General features: G+C 35.4%; 19 protein-coding genes. 1 reads left to right on the top strand and 18 read right to left on the bottom strand.

What is annotated here, in order from left to right; genetic code table 11:
• Positions 1-418 precede the first annotated feature (418 nt).
• On the bottom strand, positions 419-1,963 hold the full coding sequence (guaA, locus tag ABUA27_RS02950; protein ID WP_287968499.1) for a glutamine-hydrolyzing GMP synthase: 1,545 nt from the start codon (positions 1,961-1,963) through the stop codon (positions 419-421).
• Positions 1,964-1,987: 24 nt separating this feature from the next.
• On the bottom strand, positions 1,988-3,256 hold the full coding sequence (locus tag ABUA27_RS02945) for an adenylosuccinate synthase (RefSeq protein ID WP_287846570.1): 1,269 nt from the start codon (positions 3,254-3,256) through the stop codon (positions 1,988-1,990).
• A 136-nt stretch (positions 3,257-3,392) separates the two neighbouring features.
• On the opposite strand from ABUA27_RS02945, the gene ABUA27_RS02940 reads away from it, so the two are divergent.
• Entirely contained in the window at positions 3,393-3,956 is a 564-nt protein-coding gene (locus ABUA27_RS02940) for an alpha/beta hydrolase (RefSeq protein WP_129980719.1), read from the top strand.
• Here ABUA27_RS02940 and ABUA27_RS02935 read toward each other — a convergent pair.
• From ABUA27_RS02935 to polA, 16 genes are all read right to left on the bottom strand, one after another.
• Positions 3,945-4,994, bottom strand: a complete 1,050-nt coding sequence (locus tag ABUA27_RS02935) for a molybdopterin-binding protein (RefSeq protein WP_129980718.1) — start codon at positions 4,992-4,994, stop codon at positions 3,945-3,947. The genes ABUA27_RS02940 and ABUA27_RS02935 overlap by 12 nt on opposite strands.
• Complete coding sequence (locus ABUA27_RS02930; protein WP_129980717.1) at positions 4,991-5,470, bottom strand: GNAT family N-acetyltransferase; 480 nt, start codon at positions 5,468-5,470, stop codon at positions 4,991-4,993. Before ABUA27_RS02930 ends, ABUA27_RS02935 begins: the two co-directional genes overlap by 4 nt.
• 78 nt (positions 5,471-5,548) lie before the next feature.
• Complete coding sequence (locus ABUA27_RS02925) at positions 5,549-7,384, bottom strand: ABC transporter ATP-binding protein (RefSeq protein WP_349820201.1); 1,836 nt, start codon at positions 7,382-7,384, stop codon at positions 5,549-5,551.
• Positions 7,377-10,082 (bottom strand): ATP-binding cassette domain-containing protein, encoded by a 2,706-nt coding sequence (locus ABUA27_RS02920; RefSeq protein ID WP_349820200.1) that lies wholly within the window; start codon positions 10,080-10,082, stop codon positions 7,377-7,379. Before ABUA27_RS02920 ends, ABUA27_RS02925 begins: the two co-directional genes overlap by 8 nt.
• Positions 10,075-10,527, bottom strand: a complete 453-nt coding sequence (locus ABUA27_RS02915) for a MarR family winged helix-turn-helix transcriptional regulator (RefSeq protein WP_288834275.1) — start codon at positions 10,525-10,527, stop codon at positions 10,075-10,077. Before ABUA27_RS02915 ends, ABUA27_RS02920 begins: the two co-directional genes overlap by 8 nt.
• Before the next feature lie 86 nt (positions 10,528-10,613).
• Positions 10,614-11,852, bottom strand: a complete 1,239-nt coding sequence (locus ABUA27_RS02910; RefSeq protein WP_349820199.1) for a glutamate-5-semialdehyde dehydrogenase — start codon at positions 11,850-11,852, stop codon at positions 10,614-10,616.
• On the bottom strand, positions 11,852-12,976 hold the full coding sequence (proB, locus tag ABUA27_RS02905) for a glutamate 5-kinase (protein ID WP_288834278.1): 1,125 nt from the start codon (positions 12,974-12,976) through the stop codon (positions 11,852-11,854). The genes ABUA27_RS02910 and proB overlap by 1 nt, the downstream gene beginning before the upstream one ends.
• A 119-nt stretch (positions 12,977-13,095) precedes the next feature.
• Positions 13,096-14,853 (bottom strand): threonine--tRNA ligase, encoded by a 1,758-nt coding sequence (gene thrS, locus ABUA27_RS02900; RefSeq protein WP_287845327.1) that lies wholly within the window; start codon positions 14,851-14,853, stop codon positions 13,096-13,098.
• A 307-nt stretch (positions 14,854-15,160) separates the two neighbouring features.
• Complete coding sequence (gene pyk, locus ABUA27_RS02895) at positions 15,161-16,591, bottom strand: pyruvate kinase (RefSeq protein ID WP_129980710.1); 1,431 nt, start codon at positions 16,589-16,591, stop codon at positions 15,161-15,163.
• 68 nt (positions 16,592-16,659) lie between these two features.
• Positions 16,660-17,619 carry a 6-phosphofructokinase gene (gene pfkA / locus ABUA27_RS02890; RefSeq protein WP_006504907.1) on the bottom strand — a complete coding sequence of 320 codons (960 nt, stop codon included), beginning with the start codon at positions 17,617-17,619 and terminating at the stop codon, positions 16,660-16,662.
• Positions 17,620-17,714: 95 nt separating this feature from the next.
• Complete coding sequence (locus tag ABUA27_RS02885) at positions 17,715-18,611, bottom strand: hypothetical protein (RefSeq protein ID WP_129980709.1); 897 nt, start codon at positions 18,609-18,611, stop codon at positions 17,715-17,717.
• The gene (locus ABUA27_RS02880) at positions 18,608-19,846 is read right to left on the bottom strand and encodes a DnaD domain protein (protein WP_287845331.1); all 1,239 of its coding nucleotides are present in this window, start codon (positions 19,844-19,846) and stop codon (positions 18,608-18,610) included. The genes ABUA27_RS02885 and ABUA27_RS02880 overlap by 4 nt, the downstream gene beginning before the upstream one ends.
• A gap of 1 nt (position 19,847) precedes the next feature.
• Positions 19,848-20,420, bottom strand: a complete 573-nt coding sequence (gene coaE / locus ABUA27_RS02875; RefSeq protein ID WP_129980707.1) for a dephospho-CoA kinase — start codon at positions 20,418-20,420, stop codon at positions 19,848-19,850.
• The gene (locus tag ABUA27_RS02870; RefSeq protein WP_287845333.1) at positions 20,408-21,361 is read right to left on the bottom strand and encodes a Gfo/Idh/MocA family protein; all 954 of its coding nucleotides are present in this window, start codon (positions 21,359-21,361) and stop codon (positions 20,408-20,410) included. Before ABUA27_RS02870 ends, coaE begins: the two co-directional genes overlap by 13 nt.
• A 2-nt stretch (positions 21,362-21,363) precedes the next feature.
• Positions 21,364-22,176 (bottom strand): DNA-formamidopyrimidine glycosylase, encoded by an 813-nt coding sequence (mutM, locus tag ABUA27_RS02865; protein ID WP_287845335.1) that lies wholly within the window; start codon positions 22,174-22,176, stop codon positions 21,364-21,366.
• A complete protein-coding gene (gene polA / locus ABUA27_RS02860) occupies positions 22,176-24,779 on the bottom strand; it encodes a DNA polymerase I (protein ID WP_288834285.1) in 2,604 nt (867 codons plus the stop codon). The genes mutM and polA overlap by 1 nt, the downstream gene beginning before the upstream one ends.

Genomic DNA, 24,779 nt, shown 5'->3' with positions numbered 1-24,779 from the left:
AAAAGACAATATAAGAATGTAGGAAAACCTACATTCTTATATTGTCCTAAACCTACATTTTTATATTGACTTTTGCAATCAACTTACTCTTTAATGATTTAAGAGTAGATACAGATCTATTTCTATTATGCGATTTATACGACTATGTATTTTATCTTTCAAGAAACACAGAATTTAAGAGAAAAGTTGCTTGATTCTCAATATATTGATACTAATAAAAGTATATCCTGTAATGTTATAAAGAAGATGTAAAACCCTTTATTAAGGATTCTAGTGTTCTAGATATCTGGTCAAAGGACTTTTTTATCACAATTACTGATTGATTAAATGATGAATAGTTCTTATCTCTGGAATAGTAATATACTATTTCAATTTTTATATTTAAAAAAGAAGCGATATTCTCGCTTCTTCCAATGGTTTATTCAAACTCAATAGTTCCAGGTGGCTTAGAAGTAATATCATACATTACTCTATTCACACCACGTACTTCATTGATGATTCTATTCATAGTCTTATTTAATACTTCATAAGGGATTTCAGCTGCTTCTGCAGTCATGAAATCAACAGTATTAACAGCTCTTAAGGCAACAGCATAGTCATAAGTTCTTTCATCACCCATAACACCTACTGACTGCATATTAGTTAATGCTGCAAAATACTGACCGATAGAACGATCTAATCCAGCCTTCGCAATTTCTTCTCTATAAATCGCATCTGCATCCTGTACCATACGTACCTTTTCTGCAGTGACTTCACCAATAATTCTAATACCAAGACCTGGTCCTGGGAATGGCTGTCTGAATACTAAATATTCTGGAATACCAAGTTCAAGACCAACTTTTCTTACTTCATCCTTGAATAAGTCTCTTAATGGTTCAATGATTTCTTTGAAATCTACACAATCAGGTAATCCACCAACATTATGGTGAGACTTGATGACTGCAGATTCTCCTCCAAGACCGCTTTCTACAACGTCTGGATAAATAGTACCCTGTACTAAGAAATCAACGGCACCAATCTTCTTTGCTTCTTCTTCAAAGACTCTGATGAATTCTTCACCGATGATTTTTCTCTTGCTTTCAGGTTCAGTTACACCCTTAAGCTTAGAATAGTATCTTTCCTGTGCATTGACTCTGATGAAGTTTAAGTCATAGCTGCCATCTTTACCAAATACAGCTTCAACTTCATCACCTTCGTTTTTACGAAGTAAACCATGGTCTACAAATACACAAGTTAACTGATTTCCAATAGCCTTAGATAATAAAACTGCTGCAACAGAAGAGTCAACACCTCCAGATAAAGCACATAATACTTTACCATCGCCAACTTTTTCTCTGATTGCTTTAATAGATTCTTCTACGAAAGAATCCATCTTCCAGTCACCAGAACATCCACATACATCGATTACGAAGTTTCTTAACATCTTCTTACCTTCTGCTGTATGTAATACTTCTGGATGGAACTGAATACCATAAAGGTTCTTTTCTCTGTTTTCACATGCTGCAACTGGACATTCATCAGAATGTGCTACAGATTTGAAACCAGGAGCTAAAGCTGAAATATAGTCATTATGACTCATCCAGCATACTGTCTTTTCAGATACATTTGAGAATAATGGTGAAGTTGTATCAACAACGATTTCAGTCTTTCCATATTCTCTAGTAGGTGCAGCTTCTACATTACCACCTAATACATACTGCATTAGCTGAGCACCATAACATAAGCCAAGCACTGGAACACCACATTCGAAAAGTTCTTTTTCGCATGTTGCAGCTCCTTCTTCATAGCAGCTATTAGGACCACCAGTTAAGATGATTCCCTTAGGGTTGAGTTCTTTGATTTTCTGCATAGCAACCTTATAAGAATAGATTTCACAATATACGTTGCTTTCACGAACTCTACGCGCTACGAGCTGATTGTATTGGCCACCAAAATCAATAACCAGTACTAATTCTCTCTTCATAAGTTCTCCTTTACTATTTATTTATTAAAATACTTCCTTAAGCACAATTGTCTGAGTACGATCAGGTCCAACTGAGAACATAATCACTGGGCAGTGAATAAGTTCTTCAATCTTCTTGATATAGTTCTGAGCATTAACAGGAAGTTCTTCAAATGAAGTGACATTTGTGATATCTTCCTTCCAGCCTGGTAATTCTACATAAACTGGTTCTACTCTTGCTAATTCTTCAATTGTAGAAGGTAAACCATGGATTTCTTTACCATCTAACATGTAAGCAGTACAAATCTTAATAGTATCTAAACCACTTAATACATCTAACAACATTAATGAACATCCAGTTAATGAAGCCATTCTTCTTGACTGGTTAACGACAACTGCATCGAACCATCCAATTCTTCTAGGTCTCTTAGTTACTGTACCAAATTCATGACCTGCATTTCTGATATAATCACCTAATTCACCTTCAATTTCAGTAGGGAAAGCACCAGAACCAACACGAGTAGTATAAGACTTAATAACACCTACTACATCAGTTAAATAAAGAGGACCAATGCTTGCACCAGATGATACACCATTAGCACCTGGGTGAGAACTTGTTACATATGGATAAGTACCATAATCAATATCAAGCATAGTACCCTGGGCACCTTCAAATAAGATCTTCTTCTTTGCCTGGAATGCTTCATCTAATAAAATACCAGTATCACAAACCATAGGTTTGATTACTTTAGCATATTCCTTATATTCTTCAAAGATTTCTTCTGCAGTACACTGTAACCCAGGATACTGTTTCTTCTTGAATGCTAATGTTTCTTCAAGTCTCTTCTTAAATAATGGTTCATTAATGAATTCACCAACACGAATACCGATGCGGTCATATTTATCTACATAAGTAGGTCCAATACCTTTCTTAGTTGTACCGATACTTGCAGCACCACGCATTTCTTCTTCTAATTCGTCAATGTCAATATGATAAGGTAAAGTGACATGTGCACGATCTGAGATGTGCATCTTATCAGTCTTGATACCTGCATCATTTAAATACTTCATTTCTTCAAGTAAAGCTTTAGGATTGATAACCATTCCGTTACCTAATACAACTTCACCAGTTGTAAAGATTCCGCTAGGAATAAGTCTTAAGGCAAATTTCTGGCCATTAAATTTAATAGTATGACCTGCATTATTACCTCCAGAATATCTCACTACTACATCTGCCTGCTGTGCAAGATAATCTGTAACCTTTCCTTTTCCTTCGTCGCCCCACTGGCTTCCAACAACAACGACTCCTGCCATTTATGTTCATCCTTTCTTTCATTAAAATACAACTATATTATAGAGGATAAAGAACATTATGTAAAACATAAAACTATCGTTAAATCAATGAAATTATGTGAATAAGTGCTATAATCAAATCACACGAGGTGATTTGATGAAAAAACTAGCAGTTCTATTTCCTGGAATTGGTTATCATTGTGATAAACCACTCCTCTACTACTCTAAAAAATGTTTATCAGCCTATGGCTATGAGATCATTGAAGTGAACTATAAACACTTTCCTCATATGAAAGATAAAGATGAATTAATTAAGCAGGCTGAAGATATTGGTTATGCGCAGACTGAAGAAATTCTTAAAAATATTCCATTTTCCACTTATGATGAAATCTTATTTGTATCAAAAAGTATTGGTACTGCCATTAGTGCACGTTTTAATGAAGAACATCATGTGAATGCGTATTCTATTTATTTCACACCACTTGTTGCAACTTTCAAGTATAGCTTAAATGGTATTGCCTTCCATGGTACAAATGATTCATGGGCCAAAACGAATCTCATTCAATGTGCATGTGATGAAGCGCATATTCCACTTATTCTCTATCGTGATGCAAATCACTCATTAGAGTGCGGAGATGTGCTTGTTGATATTTCTAATCTTCATGACATCTTTCTTCATGTCATAGAAGCGATTCAAACAGTTTATCCACTACATGGGTAAACTGTTTTTTAAATAACGATAAAGATAAAGCTGTAGTTTGCTTGTCAAACGATTCATTGAGAGATGATAATCCTTCAACATCCCATCTGTAAATCCTTTATCGTTATTCACATGGATAGTGACCTGATCACCTAAAGAGACATGCTCCACCTTAGAATAAATAACTAAGTCAGCATCCTCTTTCACATAAGGCTTAAACCATGCAGGGACATCTATATCCCCTATGAATTGAATAGGGACCATGATGTCTTTGAGGGCTTTTTCTATAGAACCTCCTGGAATCAGATAACCTTTTAATAGTGTTTCTATTTCATTCCTCATTGGGGTCATATGTTGATAAGCTTCTTCTTTTGTTTTGGCTTTAGTCGCTATGCGTACTCTCACATAGCCTTCTCCTGCATACATTGCAAGAGTGACATCTGTCTGTTTATATTGGGTTTCTGTCAGTTTTTCATCAATCATACTTTCCCCAATACCCATCACTAGAAAGTCTTCTGTATAGATCTGTTCCTGGCGATATTGTTCGAGAAAAGGTTTTAAAGAATGTTCTACGACATAATTGAATTCCTTAGGTGGACCAGGAAGGTTGATGATCATTTTTTCATCTTTGCTCATTACACAGCCATTAGCTGTTCCTATATCATTCTCTAATATATAAGCATTTTCTGGGAAATAAGCCTGTTTAAAGTTGTTGTCAGAAACAACATCGAGGCCTGTCACAAAGCGACATTTTTCATCCACCTTACGAGCTTCTTCTTCGTTATAGACAAGTTCTAGTCCTAGATATTCTGCTGAGAGTTCCTTCGTTAAATCATCCTGCGTTGGACCAAGTCCTGCAGTAGTGATGACACAATCCGCCCCTCTTTTAAATGCAATATCGAGACATTCTAATAAACGTTGTGGATTATCACCTACAGTCGTCTGATGATAAATATCAAATCCTAATTCTTTACACATCTTAAAGAGTACCGGAGCTTCTGTGTTGATGATTTCACCAAGAAGAAGTTCAGTTCCTACATTAATCACTTCTACATTCATATCTCCATATACATATCATTCCATTTTGCTTCTCCATGCGTAGAAGAAGAGACACCTAGATGCTTATAGCCAAAACTTTCATAAAAGCCAATCAAGTGATCTTTACAAGTAAGGAAGATTCCTTTTTTATTTCGCTCCTTCGCAAGAGTGATATAACCATTCATAAGCGTATGCGCTAAGCCTTGATGCTGATAATCAGGATGTACATCTAAGCCAAAGACTGTCATATAATCACCACTAGGATCATGTAATGAAGCATCTTCATAGAATGCATCTGGTAAGCCTTTAATATTCGATGTATTCCCATTAATAAAGCCAATAACATCTTTGTCTTCTAATACAAGAAAGTTCTCTGAGAAGGCATTAAAGCGTTCTTTAAACTGCTCATAAGTCGCTGCTTCAGCTTCAGGAAAACAAAGAGACTCTATATGAGAGATAGCTTCTATATCACCTATAACTGCTTGTCTTAATCTCATGACATGTTCTCCTCCTTTCAAAATATTTTTTGTATCTTATACAAAAAAGACTTGATAGTCAAGTGACTATCAAGCTTTTTACTGTCCATTTTCAAATTGTGAACGATAAAGTGTTGCATAGAAACCATTTTCTTTAAGTAATCCTTCATGATTACCGATTTCTACAATATCACCATCACGCATAACAATGATTGTATCTGCATCTCTAATAGTAGAAAGACGATGCGCAATAACAAATGATGTTCTATTCTTCATTAACTCATCCATTCCCTGCTGAATTAATACTTCTGTTCTTGTATCAACTGAAGATGTAGCTTCATCAAGAATCAAAATCTTAGGATCCTTCAAGAAAGCACGGGCAATAGTCAATAACTGCTTCTGACCTGCACTGATATTAGAAGATTCTTCATTGATCATAGTGTTATAGCCATCAGATAATGTATGAATAAAGTGATCTACATGCGCATTCACGCATGCTTTTTTTACTTCTTCATCAGTGGCATCTAATCGACCATATTTCAAGTTATCCATGATAGTACCATTAAATAACCATGTATCCTGTAATACCATGCCAAATAATGAACGAAGATCACTACGTTTCATTTGCTTGATATCTTCACCATCAATCATGATAGAACCACCATTGAGTTCATAGAAACGCATCAACAATTTAATAATAGTTGTTTTACCTGCACCAGTCGGACCAACAATGGCTACCTTCTGACCTGCATGAACATGGAGTGAAAAGTCATTGATGATGATCTTATCTGGATTATAACCAAAGTGAACATCCGCAAAAGTGACAGCACCCTTCATATTCTGTACTTCTTCAGTTGTAAGAGTGGCTGAGTCTTCTGTAAGTTCTTCTTCCTCTAAGAATTCAAAGACACGTTCTGCCGCTGCACCCGTACTTTGTAACAAGTTAGCCGCCTGAGCAATCTGTGAGATTGGCTGGTTGAACTGTCTAACATACTGGATAAATGCCTGGATATCACCAATAGTAATTGTTTTAGAACCTGCTAGAATACCACCGATAATACAAACACCTACATAACCGATATTACCGATAAAGTTACTAATTGGCATCATAAGTGATCCAAAAAATTGTGATTTCCATGCAGATGTATAAAGTGATTCATTGTATTGTTCAAACTGTTCTACAGATTTTTCTTCACCATTAAACGCTTTGACTACCTGATGTCCACCATACATTTCTTCAATATGACCATTGACATCACCAAGTGAGTTCTGCTGCTGAGTGAAGTATTTCTGTGAATGCTTCATGACTAAACGCATCAAGGTCATTGATACAGGTAATACAATAACTGCAATTAAAGTCATCTGCCAGCTGATTGTAAGCATCATAATAAAGATACCTACAAGAGTAACTACATTAGAAATAAGTGTAGACAAAGACTGGTTAAGTGACTGAGCGATTGTATCAATATCATTAGTGACACGAGAAAGAATATCACCACTTGTATGCTTATCAAAATAAGAAAGTGGTAAACGGTTCATCTTTTCAGAAATATCTTTTCTAAGTGAGAAGGCTGCATCCTGTGATACACCAGAGATAATCCAGCTCATAATATAACTAAATAGAGAACTAGCTGCATATAATACGACAAGAATCAATAAGATCTTGACGATATAATTAAAATCAATACCACCAGTATTGGCTACTTTCGCCATGATACCTTCTGATAATTTATCTGTTGCTTTTGCAAGAACCTTAGGACCTATAATATTAAAAACAGTAGAACATACCGCGAATACCATAACCATACAAATTTTAAAATGATATGGTTTTAAGTATGCGAGTAACTTCTTTAATGTACCACCTAAATCCTTAGCTTTTTCATTATTACCACGGCCTCTGCCCATACCCATTGGAGCGCGACGATTTTTATTCATTGTCCAATTCCTCCTTTGATAACTGAGATAAGGCGATTTCCTGATAAACAGAACATGTTTTCATTAATTGTTCATGTGTGCCTTTTCCTACAATCTTACCTTCATCAAGTACGATGATCTGATCAGCATGCATGATAGATGCAATACGCTGTCCAACGATTAAGACAGTGTTATGAGTCTTGGCAGTCATTTCTCCTAGACGTTTTCTAAGTGTTGCATCAGTCTTGAAGTCAAGTGCTGAGAAGCTGTCATCAAAGATAAGAATTTCAGGATTTTTCGCAAGTGCTCTTGCAATTGCGAGACGCTGTTTCTGTCCACCTGATACGTTTGTACCACCCTGAGAAATAGGCTCTTTAACACCTAATGGTTTTGTTTCAATGAATTCTTTTGCCTGCGCAACATCAATCACTTCAGCCAATTCTTCATCAGATAAATCAGGGGCACCATATTTAATATTTGATTCAATTGTACCTGAGAATAATAATCCCTTCTGAGGTACTACACCAATACGGTCTCTTAAATCATGCATAGAAACATGTCTTACATCCACACCATCTACCATCACTTCACCTTCAGTGACATCGTAAAAACGAGGAATAAGGTTAATAAGCGTTGATTTACCTGAACCTGTTGAACCAATAAAGGCTGTTGTTTCACCAGGACGGGCTGTAAAGTCAATATCAGTTAAGACTGGTTCATCAGCACCAGGATACTTAAATGATACATGTTTGAATTCTATTAAACCTTTCTTCTCTTCATCAAAAGAAGTGATCTGTTCTGGGTTTTCAATTGTAGGTTCAGTATTTAATACTTCAGCTACACGGTTTGCGGCTACACTTGCACGAGGTAACATAACTGCAATCATTGCGACCATTAAGAAACTCATAACGATAATCATGGCATACTGTAAGAAGGCCATCATTTCACCAATCGCAATATTACCTAAATCAACTTGCTTTGCGCCAAAGTAGATAATAAGTAAAGTCATACCCTGCATAATAAACATCATGATAGGCATTAATGAAACCATCACTCTATTAACAAATAAATTTGTCCCCGTTAAATCCTTGTTTGCCTGATCAAAACGTTTTTCAGATTCTTCTTCATTTCCAAATGCACGAATAACAAGAATACCTGATAAGTTTTCTCTCATAGCTAAGTTTAATTTATCAATTAATTGTTGGATAATCTTGAATTTAGGCATTGCGATAGAGAAAGTCACACCAAGTACTCCAAATATAATAATGACAACTAGGAAGATCATCCATGTCATGGATGGTGAGTTCTTGACAGCTTTCATAATACCACCAATACCATTAATCGGCGCAAGCATACACATTCTTACGATTATCACAAGAACCATCTGGATCTGAACGATATCGTTTGTACTACGAGTAATTAAAGAGGCTGTAGAGAACTTATTGAATTCAGTATTAGAGAAGCTTTCAACCTTCTTAAATACAGCTAAACGTAAGTCTCTTGCCACTGATGCACCAAGTTTTGATGCTAAGAATGCAACACAGATAGAAGCCACAGCACCAAGTAAGGCAATAGCTAACATCTGAATACCTTTATGAGCAATATACTGGTTTTGTACTTTATTGACATCAGCGCCAAGCTTCTTATATTCCGCTTTAACACCTTCACCAGCTGCAATCTTCATTGTAGATTCACCCATAGTCTTCATCTGCTTATCGACGCTTTCAAACATCTTATTACGTTCATCTTCACCCATTGAACCAATGAAATAATAAATATCTCCATTGTTTAAATGTGTTTCCATGGCATTAATCTGTGCTTTTGCGTCATCTAGTTTCTTCTTAGATTCATCTAATTGAGGTTTTGCAGAAGTGACTTTTTCTTTAGCCTGATCAAGCTGTTTCTTGATTGTTGAAGACTGGCTTTTCATTTGCGCCATCTGAGCTTCTGAGGCATTGAGTTTTTCATAACCAGCAACTGCCTGAGAAATACCGGCTAATTGAGCCTGAAGCTTTGTTTTTGCGTCACCCTCAGGTAATGCATTATATTGTGCAGTTAAAGTGTTCTGCATTTCTTTGGCTTTTTCATATGAACCAAATTGAGTGTTTAGTGCATTTAATGCACTATCATATTGCTTAATAGCAGTCTGCATCTGTTCATACTGCTTCACACCCTGATTGTATTTAGCCATGCCAGCATTATACTGTTCTAAACCTTTATTATAGCCATCTAAGCCTTTTTGATACCCTTCCTTAGCAGAATTAATAGCTGAATCAATCTTTGTTTCAAATGACTCATACTGCTTTGTACCAGGTTTCATTTTATTCATAGAATAAACAATCAACATTGGCTTAGTTAATACTTTATTGAGTTTTTCTTCATCTACATCTTTCTTCAAGATATATAAAGTCTGATTTTTTGCTTTCTTGAATGTCTTATAATAAGACTTGTCCACATCTTTTGCGAGAGTCTTCTTATACGCATTTTCTAATACTTTTTGATTTTTTGAAGATACAAATAATAATAAATGATTATAAGTTTCTTCACTTAATACAGGAGATACAGCTGAATCAAACCCTCCTGCCTGAATACCGCTAGATACGATATCAGACATATAATCAGGAAGTGTTAATTCAGTATAGGCCTGTCCAAATATACAAACGATGGCTAATACAAATAATAGCCAATATTTTTTAAAATATTTCTTTAGCTTAAGCATCGTCTTCCTCCTTTAATTCATCTTCCATATTCTTAATAATCATATCAATCATATGTAATACGGCATCATGATCTTCTTTTGTAAGTCCTCTGCTGCATACTTCTTCCATATGCCTCATCTTATCCTTACAGATTTCTAAATATTCTTCGCCCAATTTACTTAAACGCACTGTAGAATGACGTTTATCTTGAGGATTCTGTTCACGAATAATATAGCCTGCTTCTTCTAGACGCTTGATTCTTACTGAAAGTGTTGCATCAGAAATATGAAGACATTGTGCCACTTCTTTTTGAGAATGACCATGTTCTTTAATCACAAATAGTAAGCGTGATTGATCGCCTGTTAAAGGCATATCCTTAAAGTTGCGCATCATATACTTTCCTACTACTTTTTTAAGTACTGCGACCTTATCCATCATCACCTTGACATTCTCTTGCATATCCATAGTACACCTCCTTACTATTAGTTAGTATGCTAAATATTATAGTTAGGGTGCTAACCATTGTCAATAAAAAAAGAGTAGTATTTTTACTACTCTCTAATCTGGCCATTTCCTTCAATTTTATATTGGTAAGAACACATTTCTTTTAAACCAAGTGGACCTCTGGCATGAAGTTTCTGTGTACTGATACCAAGTTCTGCGCCAAAACCGAATTCTCCACCATCTGAGAATCTTGTAGAGGCATTATGATACACACAGGCACTATCTAAGCTGTTCATGAATAATACAGCTGTTTCATCATTTTCAGTAATAATGGATTCTGAATGTTTTGTAGAATATGTATAAATATGATTGATTGATTCTTCTACTGAGTCAACAACTCTAATATTCACAATATAATCATCATATTCTGTTGCATAACTGTCATCTGTGACATGTTCACAGTGAATGATCTGACATGTTGCATCATCCCCTTTGATTTCTACTTTTTCAAAGGCTTTTTTAAGTTCTGGTAAGAACTTGTCTGCAACATCCTTATGTACAAGTATTGTTTCTATCGCATTACATACTGAAGGTCTTTGAATCTTCGCATTGACTGCAATAGTTAATGCTTTATTAAGGTCTGCATCCTTATCAACATAAAGATGGCAGATACCAGCGCCTGTTTCAATAACAGGTACTGTTGAATTCTTAACAACAAACTGAATGAGTCCTGCACCGCCTCTAGGTACAATAACATCCACATATTCATTGGCATGGATGAGCTCTCCTACAATGGCATGATCTAGTTCTGTGATCAGTTCAATCGCACCTTCTGGTAAGATATCTTTAGTGGCAGACTTCATGATTTCTATTAATTTCTTATTTGTATGAATGGCTTCTTTACCACCTCTTAAAACACAGGCATTGCCTGATTTTAAGCAAAGAGAAGCAATATCTACAGTCACATTAGGACGGGCTTCATAGATAATTCCAAAGACACCAATAGGCACTCTCACTTTAGAAATTTCTAGACCATTTGGTCTTGTCCAGGATTCCATCACTTCACCAACAGGATCAGGTAATGTGGCCACTTTCTTGACTCCATCACTTACTCCTACAATACGTTCATGAGTAAATAAGAGTCTATCCTGCATAGCCTTAGTCATATTGACTTCCTTGGCATGTGCCATATCTTTTTTGTTGGCTTCTAATATTTCTTCACTATGTGCAATTAATGCGTCGGCAATTTTATCTAATGCCTGATTCTTTGTGCAAGTAGGCATATTCTTTAAAAGACGTGCTGCTTTTTTTGCACTCTTTAATTGTGTTTCTAATAATGTATTCATTATCTTTCCTCCAATACAACCATGTTATTCGCATGTACTACTTCATCATAGTCATGACGATGTAATATGTCATCTATTTCAGAAGACTGGTGTCCCTTGATCAGTCTGATTTCATCACTGGCATAATTGACAACACCCTTCGCAATTGTATTTAACTCTTCATCCTTGATATCAACAACCTGTCCTTCTAAGAATCTACCTTCTACATCTTTAATACCTGTAGGTAAAAGACTGACATGCTTGTCAACAATCGCTTTTCTACATCCTGCATCAACTATAATTGTTCCTCTTGGTTTAGTACGATAGGCAATCCAATGTCTTCTAGCATTCATATTTGTGCCTGAAGCCCCATTGAACCAAGTTCCTTCATTATCTAGGGCATTTAATATACTGTTTTCTTTCTGTCCATTCACAATACACATATGACTGCCTAATGCATTGACCATTTGAGCCGCTTTTAGTTTAGTCGCCATACCACCTGTACCTAGACCACTGACTGCATCTCCTGCATAGCTCAAAATTGTATCATCAATCTTATCTACATAGTGGATAAGCACAGCATCAGGATCAGTATGAGGATTGCCTGTATAAAGACCATCAATATCACTCACGAGAATTAATAGTTGTGCTTCTACTAGAGGAACGATAAGTGAAGCCAATGTATCATTGTCTCCTACCTTGATTTCATCTACTGCCAAAGCATCATTTTCATTAATAATAGGAACCACACCATAATTGAGTAGTGCATTGATTGTATGGTTTAAGTTCATTAAACGATGACGATCATCAAAGTCATCATGGTTTAATAAGATCTGAGAACATTTCATATTAAAGACCTGGAATATTTCTTCATAGATTTCCATGAGTCTTGCCTGCCCAATCGCAGCTAAAGCCTGTTTTTCCGGTAGTGTTTTCGGTTTACTGTCTAGTCCTAATGCGCCCATACCCGCTGCAATAGCTCCTGAAGAGACAAGAACAACAATATAGCCTTCTCTTTTTAGTTTGGCAATCTGCCATGTTAACATCAATATTTTTTCTTTATTGATTTTTCCATCTTTGTCACAAAGTGAGCTTGAGCCTACCTTAATGACAATTTTCTTTACTTCTTCTATTCTACGTTTCATCGAAAACACTCCTTTATTGTTTAATCTATTATAGGGGGTAAAACACTTTAAAAGCAAACAAAACATACTGATTTTTGTCTTTTCACAAAAAAAGACTCCCATTAAGGGAGTCAAATGTATTAGTGGCTTAAAGTTTTGTTTTCTACTTCTGTATTTAATAATTCTACGAATTCTTCAAAAGTCACTGTAGTCTGTTTCTTTTCACCATGTTTACGATAAGTCACAGTACCATTATCTCTTTCGTTATCACCAAGTACTAACTGATAAGGAATCTTCTTTAACTGTGCTTCTCTGATACGATAACCAAGTTTTTCATCTCTATTATCGTTATTTACTCTGAAGTGTGCTTTTCTTAACTTAGCCACAACTTCTTTTGCGTATTCATCATGGTATTCAAGTTTAACTGGAATAACTTGAACCTGAGTAGGTGCTAACCATAGAGGAAGGTTACCTTTTGTTTCTTCTAATAAGAAGGCAACGAAACGGTCTAATGAACCTAAGATTGCTCTATGAATAACAACTGGTCTTACCTTATCACCATTTTCATCAACATAAGTTAATTCGAATCTCTCTGGTAACTGGTAGTCTAACTGGATTGTAGATAAAGTAACATCATGTCCTAATGCACTCTTTACCTGTACGTCAAGTTTAGGACCATAGAATGCTGCTTCGCCTTCTGCTTCATAGAATTCTACATCCATTTCTTTTAATACTTCACGTAATTCATTTTCACTTTTTTCCCATAATTCATCATTACCGAAATACTTTTCTTTGTTGTTCTTATCTCTTAATGATAAACGGAATGAGTAATCTTTGAAACCAAAGTCCTTATATACATCTAAGATTAAATGTGCTACATTCTTGAATTCCTGAGCAATCTGATCTGGACGACAGAAGATATGTGAATCGTTCTGTGTGAAGGCTCTTGCACGTTCAATACCAGTTAAAGCACCACTTGCTTCAAAACGGAAATCGTTCGCAATTTCCGCAATTCTAACTGGAAGATCACGATATGAATGTAATGTGGATTTATACATAACCATATGGTGTGGACAGTTCATAGGTCTTAATACATATGCTTCATCATCTAATTCCATCGCTGGGAACATATCATCTTTATAATGAGCCCAATGTCCTGACTTCTTATATAACTTAACGTTACCAAGAGAAGGTGTCATAACATGTTCATAACCTAATTCTAATTCTTTGTTCATGATGTAATCAGATAATAAACGTCTTACAGTGAAACCATTTGGTAACCACATTGGTAAACCTTTACCTACGATATCCGCAAACATGAAGATACCTAATTCTTTACCAAGTTTTCTATGATCTCTTTCCTTTGCTTCTTCTAATAACTGAAGATGTGCTTCTAATTCTTCTTTAGTTGGGAAACATACACCATAGATTCTCTGAAGAACCTTGTTGTTCTTATCACCTTTCCAATAAGCACCTGAATGTTTAATTAACTTGAAGTTCTTACATAATTTAACTGTTTCTACATGTGGACCACGACATAAGTCAGTGAAATCACCCTGTGAATAAGTAGTGATTGTACCATCTTCTAAACCATTGATTAAGTCTAGCTTATATTCATCATCCTTGAATTCCTCTAAAACTTCTTCTTTAGAGACTTCATGTCTCACGATTCTCTTACCATCTTTACAGATTTTCTTCATTTCTTTTTCAATCTTAGGTAAGTCATCATCAGAAATAGTCTGATCACCTAAATCGATATCATAATAGAATCCTTCTTCTACTACTGGGCCTACCCAGAACTTAGCCTGTGGGTAAAGATGTTTAACTGCCTGTGCTAATACGTGTGCACATGAATGATTTAAAGTATTTAAATCTTTGTCATTTAAAAAATCGCTCATATTCTCCTCCTATAAATAAAAAGAGACCTCATCAAAGGACGAAGTCTCGTGTTACCACCTTTATTCGTTATGCAATGCATAACCTCTCATCTCTTAACGCGAGTTACGGAATCTCTTTCGAGTTCAGCATCACAGGGAGTACCTTTAAGTAAATATCTTGGAAGTTTCCACCTATTCTTCCTCTCTAGTAAGCTTTTATCTTAAAGACATGTCCTGTTTCGTAGCTTGTGACTTTATTGTACACCACTTCAGTTAATTGTCAATAAAGAAAAAAGGAATAGGTCACCCTATTCCTAATTATCAAAAATTATTTGATTGTAACGATTTCTAAGTAACTTGTTAAACCAGAAACACCTGGAGTACCACCAGTTACGATTACCTGTTCACCAGCTGAAATTCCGTTTTCCTTAGCGATAACCATTGCAAGATCCATTAAACCTTCTCTTGATTTCATAGATTTGCAAAGTACAGGCTTAACACCCCAGTTAAGAGCTAATTTCTTAACTGTATCATCAAATGGAGTTGGAGCAATGATTGGGCAATGTGGTCTATAACGTGACATACGTTTTGCAGTAGCACCTGTTTCAGTGAATGCGATGATAGCTGAAACGTTGAAGTTTGCAGCAATTTCAGCAACTGACATACAGATAGCTTCTGAAGAGTTAGAGTTATCAGCAGTTCTGATAGCTCTTCTTAAGATTGAAGCATAGTCTAAGTTTCCTTCGATCTTATGAGCAATCTTGTTCATAGTTAATACTGCTTCTTCAGGATATTTACCCTGAGCAGATTCACCAGATAACATAATAGCATCAGTACCATCATAGATAGCGTTAGCTACGTCAGATACTTCAGCTCTTGTTGGTCTTGGGTTTTCCTGCATAGATTCAAGCATCTGAGTTGCAGTAATAACGATCTTACCAGCAGCATTACATTTCTTGATGATTGACTTCTGGATTAGAGGTACATCTTCAGCAGGTACTTCTACACCTAAGTCACCACGAGCAACCATGATACCATCAGCTACTTCGATGATTTCATCGATGTTTTCAACACCTTCAACACATTCGATTTTTGGTAATACTTTGATATCTGGCTTACCGTTTTCAGCAATTAATTTCTTAATATCTAATACATCCTGTTTTCTTCTTACGAATGAAGCAGCGATGAAGTTTACATCCTGTTTGCAACCGAAGATTAAGTCGTTCTTATCTTTTTCTGATAAGAATTCGAACTGTAACTTAGTACCAGGAACGTTGATACCACGAGTGTTCTTAACTCTACCATCGTTAGCAGCTACACAATAGATATCCTGTCCTTCAACGTGGTCAACTAATAAAGCAACCTGACCATCGTTAACTAAGATATAAGCACCAGGCTTAACATCTTTGTATAATTCCTTATAAGAAATTGTGAAACGATCTGAAGAACCAACAATTTCTTCTGGAGTGATTACTGAAACCTGACCTTTCTTGAATTCAGTGAATCCACCTTCGAAAGCACCAGTACGGATTTCAGGACCTTTAGTATCAAGCATGATAGCTACATCAGTACCTAATTCCTTGTTTACTTCTCTTAAAGTATCCATCTTCATAGCATGTTCTTCATAGTCACCATGTGAGAAGTTACAACGCATTACGTTCATACCAGCTTTAATAAGCTTCTTTAACATTTCTTTATCCTGTGAAGCAGGACCAATAGTACAAACAATTTTTGTTTTTTTCATTTTTTCTTTAACCATTTTAGACTCCTTAATCAACCAAATAAATTTACACTCCGTTATATATATTTAACAAACACACTGAGAAATTAACGTAACTTCTTAGCGTCTTCGTAAATACCAGCATCAGCTACATGCTTATGACTTAATACTTCTGTGATAGGGAAAGCAGTAATCTGGCCATGTACTTCACCTACGCAAAGTCCACCTTTACCTTCTTCAAGAAGTTCTACAGCCTTAACACCCATACGGCTTGCTAAGACACGGTCTCTTGCAGTTGGTCTACCACCACGCTGTAAATGACCTAAGACATTCGCACGAGTTTCGAAACCTGTTGCAGCTTCGACTTTCTTTGCAAGTTCATTGACATCAGTGATATGTTCAGTAATAACCACGATTGCATGGTCCTTATCAGATGCCTTTGACTGTTTTAATCTTTCGATAATCTTATCTTCATCATAACCAGTATCAGAAGTGATTACTAGTTCAGCACCAGCTGCGATACCTGCATTAATTGCAAGGTCACCACATCTTCTACCCATAACTTCAAGGATAGTACATCTCTGATGTGAAGAAGAAGTATCTCTTAATCTGTCTAATGCTTCAACAATTGTATTTAATGCAGTATCAAATCCAATTGTGAAATCAGTATCAGGAATATCATTGTCAATTGTTCCTGGAAGACCAATACAATTAACTCCCATTTCTGTAAGTTTTAAAGCACCATTGTATGAACCGTCACCACCGATGACTACTAATGCTTCCATACCTACTTTTTTCATCTGTTCGATTGCTTCTTTTCTGATTTCAGGATCTTTGAATTCAGGGAAACGAGCAGATTTTAAAATAGTACCACCATTATTGATGATATTACGAGTACTATGACGATCGAATTTCATGAACTTACCTTCATGAAGACCTTTATAGCCAAGTCTAACGCCATAAACTTCGATACCCTTGTTAAGACAAGTTCTAGCTACTGCACGAATTGCAGCGTTCATTCCAGGAGCATCTCCCCCAGAAGTTAAAACACCAATACACTTAACCATTTTTTTCTCCTCTCAACTTATGCATTCTATTTAAGAACCATTCTAGCATAATTGTTCGTTCCTTACCATCACCAATTCTATTCCAATCAATTTTTTTAGTCAATAATTATTTCACAACATAGCGCTTTCATTTTAGAAACAATATTCTTTGCACGAAGCTGTTCACGTTTATCATTATATTTATTCATGTAAATCGTTTCCAGGTCTTCAAAACCATATGCAGAAGTCATGAAAGTAGGTAATTCATTTAAGATACGATAGTCTAAAATCATCGCTAGAACTTCGTCTCTAGACCAGTTAGTCACATTTTCTTCACCTACACTATCTAAGAGTAAATAAGGAATGTTTTTTACTAGATCCACTAAAGAAGTATCTTCATTTGAATTAAAGCTTGCTTTGACGTCTGCCATAAGTGTAGGTACATGACATAAGCCTACTTCATAGCTACGTCTAGCCAGTGCATTCATCATACCTGCCATAATTCTTGTTCGATTTGATCCGCCACATACTAAGAAACCTTTTGTTTGTGGTTTATTGATATATTCAATCAGCTTTTTAGTCAAAATCATCATACTTGCATCATTTTTATTCATTGCTTCAGCTGCCATATCTTTCAAGCTAATAAGTGCAAGTCTAGTAGACATGTTATTGTAATGAAAGCGAGAAAGAAGCTGATCATTTTCATGCTTTTCAAGACCATATTGACAGCTTTTGACATCACGATGGACGTAAGTTTCATAGCTCAAAGTGATCTGCTGGCCTTTATTCATCTTAGGACATTCATTGATACCATGGCAATGTAAACAAGGTTCATGATCATCTACATAAGCAAGTAAATCTACCCAGGCATCTTCTAGAGTCTTTTTAGTTAAATGATTCTTTTCTACAAATTCTCTAATATCCTGTCTTTTGACTAATTCCTGCAAACTTTGGTTTCTTGTATTTTCTAATTCTTTATCAAAAGAAAGAATCTGTCCTGCTTTTATCATCATAGATCACCTCCTAGACCTTCCATTAATCGTCTTAATTCTTCTTGATCCTGCGCACTGACTTCTACAGGTTTATTTTCTTTTTTCTTTGTAGTCTTTTTGATTGTTTTTTGAGTTTTTGTATTATGAACCTCCTGATAGGCATCACGAGCTGTCTTTAATCCTTTTCTCACCCATGAAGCCCCTATTGTTTCACAATAGTTCTTCTCTAAACGTCCATCACATCTACCTAAGACATATTCTATCAACATATTAGTGACTGCAGGAGTAAGTCCCATAGCCATCAATGATTCCGCAATATTGAGATCATGAAGGGCTGGCTCTTTTCCTCCCTGCTTATTCTTTAATAGCTGATAAGGTGAGATTGTCTCTAGATATCTAAAGTGCTTGTTTAAGTTATCATCATCAGTTTGTGGTGAAGCATGCTGGATGGGCTGAGTGTGATAGACCTCTTTGAGTGAACTTGCTGAATCAGCACTATAGTAACGTTTAGCCTGTTCTACTAAAGCTTTACGATTAAACTTACCTTCCACAATCGCATCCTTAACCATTAAGGCGAGAGATAATTGATCAATCGCATAAAGAGTCGCAATCTGCTTAATTGTATCTTCATTACGATTCACTATTTTCATAGGAACCTGATAATCCTTCAATGTTTCATAGAAGAGAGTAAGATCGTAATTAATAATTGGACGTTCACTTTCTTCTTCTTGATATCCCGATTCATGTTTCAATGGTTTGTTTTGTGATAAATCAATTGTAAAGACATCTTCAAAGCATGATGTGACTTCTTCATATTCAGTGAGCTTTTCTAGTCCTGAACGGAAGTAATTCTTTGTTTTAGTATATTCTTCTACACCGATTGTCTTCTGTAATAAACCTGCAAGTATCTGATTTCTAAAGAAGGCATTGACAGAAAGTGGTGTCATTAAGTGAAAGACATAGACACCCTGTCCTTCTGATTCTTTATAGTAGGACTTAAGTAAACTTAAGCCTTCTAGAGTCTTTCTTGCCTGATCTAGTTCTTCTAAATCTAGATTTAAAGCCATAGTTAATCGACTGATTGCACAAGGCTGATGGAAATGACGCATACGCATAGATTCTACATTCAAATACATATAAAGACTATAAGCCTGTGTTTTAAGTAATGGGGCATACAAATAAGTGAGAATATCACAATCATTATTACTTAATGGTAATGAACGTTCACTTAAATAAACATCTGTCGCATACAACATCTCATTCCACCTCCTTTAAGACTTTGAGTATTTCTTTTTCTAAATCATAGTAGTTTGTATTGTTTCTAATGATATAGTCTGCACGTTGTTCTTTGTCTTCTAAAGACATCTGATTTCTAATACGGTCTAATGCCTGCGTACGTGTACAATGGTCACGGGATAAGACTCTTTGAATCTGTGTTTCTTTGTCACAGCTGACCACTATTGTAGAATCACATAAATCATCCCAGCCTGCCTCAAAGAGTAATGGTACATCAATAAAAACAATGTTGTTTTTAGATTGTTTGATTTTTTGTACAATGACGCTTCTAATATAGGGATGTAGGATGCCTTCTAGATAGTTCTTTTCATTCTGATTATTAAAGATAATATCTGCAAGTTTCTGTCTATTGATGATTCCATTATCAAGTACAGGAAAATGTTCTATAACCTGTTTAAAAGCCTCTGTAGCCGGTTCTAAAGCATGACGTGAGATATCATCTGCATCAATGACTTCATAACCATGAGTGATCAGATAATAACTGACAGTACTTTTACCACTCGCAATACCACCAGTGAGTCCTATGACCTGCATATTGTTTCTCCAATACGTTCCATAAGTTCAATACAATCAATACTATCCTGATGACTCATACGATCACTTTCTACCTTAATATAGGCAATAGCTTCATGACAGGCTTCTATTTCAGTATGGAAATCATCGATATCATAAGGGATTTCTCCTGTAAAAGATTCACCATTAAATGAAATAACTGCTTTTGTAGGACGATAGAATGGATCTAGTGTGATAGTCCCTTTAGTACCTGTAATAATCATATCTTTTCTTACCGGTCCATCAAGTGACGCTTCCATAAAAGCTTTGACACCATTTTCAAATTCTAGAGTAATCGAATCGTGAACATCTACACCATGTTCTACTTTCACATCATTAGAAATAGAAACAACTGAACTCTTCACAAAATCTAAGACAGTCGCAATATTATATATACCTATATCATATAATGCACCACCTTGTTTTGGATCATAAATATAAGAATGTTCATCATAAGGTACAATGGATTGGAAATGGTTTTCTATAGAAACAATATCTCCAATAATACCTTTTTCTATTTCTTTATGTACTTGATTGATTATTGGAATAAATCTAGATTTCATGGCCTCCATAAAAAAGACATGATTTTTTTCTGAATATTCACAGAGTGTTCTTATTTCTTTGCTTGTCAAGGTGGCTGGTTTTTCTACTAAAACAGCTTTATGATGTTTCATTGCTTCTAATGCATACTTGTAATGAGAGGCATGTGGCAATGCGATATAGACAATGTCTACATTCTCATCTTCTAGTAACTTCATATAATCATCATAGAGTTTTTCTGGATGATAGAGTTCTTTAAATTGTTGTCTTTTTTTTGGATTATGTGATGCCCCTGCATAAAAGCATGCTTCATCAAAATGAGAGAGACTCTCACAGAATCTCTGGGCAATTCTTCCTAATCCGATTACACCCCAATTCAACATATTTAATATCTCCTTTTCTGACAGTGAGGACAGTAATATGTTCCTCTTCCTGCAATTGTGATTTTTTTTATAGGTCCCTTGCATTTTGAACATGTTGTTTGTGCATGAACAGATAAAGTAACCTGAAATAAGCCATGGATGCCATTGGCATCAAATGAATGGATGGTTGTGCCACCCTGGGCAATGGCTTCCTTTAAAATAGTACTGGACACTTGTATCAATTCTTCAATACGTTTCTTTGAAAGTCTGTCTCCTCTTGTACGAGGATCCATACCCATTCTAAAACATATTTCATTCGCATAGATATTTCCTATACCAGTAAAAATACACTGATCTAGTAATAATTGTTTAATAGGCAGATGACTTTGATGGATACGTGGATAGATGTAATCAAAAGAAGCATCCATTGGTTCCTGACCTAAACGGTTAAGTGGTGGATATTCACGATAGTGTTCTTTGTCTACTAACTGCATACGACCAAACTTTCTTGTATCGTTATAACGAAGATCTGTGCCATCTGTCATATGAAAGATAATATGATCATGTTTATCATAGGGTTCATCTTTCATTTTTATATTGTATTTACCTTCCATTCTAAGATGAGAAATAAATGCATCATGATCTAAAATAAAGATCAAATATTTACCATGTCTGTCTATATCACAAATAGATTGATGAATGAGTGTAGTGACGAATGTCTCTACATCTCCATCAATAATACGTGGATAAAGTACTTCTATAGAGTCTATTGTTTTATGAAGTACGAAGTTCTTTAAGGTTCTTCGTACTGTTTCTACTTCTGGTAATTCAGGCATTATTTTAATTCACACCAGTTCTTGGCATAGTTGCCTTCTACAATAAGAGGGACATCCATCTTAATGCAGTTTTCCATCTTTTCTTTTACTAAAGACATGACTTCTTCTAATTCATCTTCAAATACATCAAAAATCAGTTCATCGTGCACCTGTAAGATCATCTGAGATTTGAGATGTTTTTCTTTAAGTGCTTTATCTACTTCAATCATCGCAAGCTTCAAAATATCTGCACCTGTTCCCTGGATTGGTGTATTCATTGCATATCTTTGCGCCTGCTGGCGTACCATGAAGTTCTTATCATTGATTGTAGGAATATATCTTTTTCTATTAAGTAGTGTAGAGACATAACCCTGTTTCTTACATGTTTCTACAACTTCATCCATATATGTTTTTACTTCTGGATATGTTTCAAAATATTTATTAATAAAGTCTCTTGCTTCTGAAATAGACATACCAATATCTTTAGACAGTCTAAATTCACTCATACCATAAATAATACCAAAGTTAACGGCTTTTGCCTGTGAACGCATTTGTGGAGAGACTTCTTCATCCTTTACGCCAAATACTAAAGCTGCAGTATGTCTATGGATATCTTTGCCTTGATTAAAGGCATCAATCAAATTAGTGACATGAGCCATATGTGCAAGTATTCTTAATTCAATCTGTGAATAGTCAAAAGATACAAGATAGCCATTATGTGATACAAAGGCTTTTCTAATGAGTTTTCCTTCTTCACTTCTAACTGGAATATTCTGTAAATTTGGATCAACAGAAGAGAGACGTCCTGTATGAGTAAGAGTCTGTTTATAGATTGTATGAATCTTGTTGTCTGGGAATACCTGTTCCTGTAATCCTTTTAAGTATGTAGAAGAGAGTTTGGTCAACATTCTATATTCTAATACTAATGGAACAACGGGATGGGCATCAATAATTTTTTCTAAGACATCCTGACTTGTAGAATAACCAGTCTTTGTCTTCTTACCACCCTTTAATCCTAAATCTTCAAATAAAACCTGACCTAATTGTTTAGGTGAAGAGATATTGAATGTAGTACCTGAGATACGATAGATATCATTGGCTAGTTTTTCAATTGTTTCATCAAAAGCTGTATCCATTTCCTTTAATACATCTAAGTCTATTTCAGTACCTGCAAATTCCATTTCTCCTAAGATACGTGTGACAGGAAGTTCAATGTCTTCATATAGTTCATACTGATTTTTATCTTTTAATTCTTTAGTGACAACATCTTTAAGTTCATAAATAGCTTTGGCTTTAGAGACAATATGACTCGCTAAGATGTCATCTTCTGGAATATGCTTCTTTGCACCTTTTCCAAATACTTCTTCATCATATTGCACACCTTCATAATCAAAATGTGTACAAACATATTTAAGTTCTTCTTTAACAGCTGGTTCTAATACATAAGAAGCAAGTGATAAGTCAAATGTATAACCATTGATTTCTATTCCATTCCATCTAGAACCAATGACAGCACTCTTGATATCATAGCCATACTTTTTCTTATTTTCATCCTTTAAGTAAGCTAAGAATAATTCATCCTTTAATGCATTTTCATAAGAGATGAAATAAGCCTGTTCATCATTATAAATACCATATCCTAGAATAATAGAACGATGATAGTTTGTATCATAGATAGAAGGATAAACAGCACTGTCCTTTGTGATTTCAGGCATATGATCTACTATTTCTAGTTTCAATTCCTTTTTAGGTGCTGCTTCAGTCGTCATAGATTTAATCAAAGAATTCATATCATATTTTTCATAGAATGACTTGAGTGTTTCATAGTCATAGCCCTGATATGTGGCTTTTTCTAAATCTACATCTATTGGTATATTTCTTAGTATTGTGGCTAATTTTTTACTCATCAAGGCATCTTCCATACCTGCTCTGATTTTTTCACCCATCTTACCTTTGATTTCATCCTGATGTTCCTGTAATCCTTCAATAGTGCCATATTGATGTAATAGTTTTAATGCAGTCTTTTCACCAACACCTTTAATACCCGGGATATTATCAGAACTATCACCCATGAGTCCTAAGAAATCTCTAAACTGATCTGGCTTTAAACCATATTTATCAAGTAAAGTCTGTTCATTATAAATATCAAGTTCAGTAACACCTTTAACGGTACGATAGATTGTAGTCTGAGATGAAATCAACTGATTGGCATCCTTATCTCCTGTATAAACAGAAACTTTTAAGTTATTCTTTTCACCAAAGTCTACAAGTGTACCGATGATATCATCCCCTTCATAGCCTTCTACTTCATACCAAGTGATGTTATGAGCAGTTAGGTATTCTCTTGCAAGCGCAAATTGAGGAACAAGTTCCTGTGGTGTTTCTTTTCGTGTAGCTTTATATGTATCTAATAATTCATTACGAAATGTTTTCTTACCATAGTCAAAAGCAACAATGACATATTTAGGATTGATACTGATGATTTTTTCCACCATACGTGCAAAGCCATAGACACCATTAGTGGGAATACCATTACGATTGACCATATAGTTACCCGTATAGCTAGTAGCATAGAATGCTTTAAATAGTAATGAGTTCCCATCTATTAATATTAATTCTTCCAT

Source organism: Catenibacterium sp. RTP21428st1_D7_RTP21428_210409, from assembly GCF_040227455.1.
Lineage (GTDB): Bacteria > Bacillota_I > Bacilli_A > Erysipelotrichales > Coprobacillaceae > Catenibacterium > Catenibacterium mitsuoka_A.
Note: the sequence above shows the minus strand (reverse complement) of the source record. Positions and strands in the feature narration are given on the sequence as shown.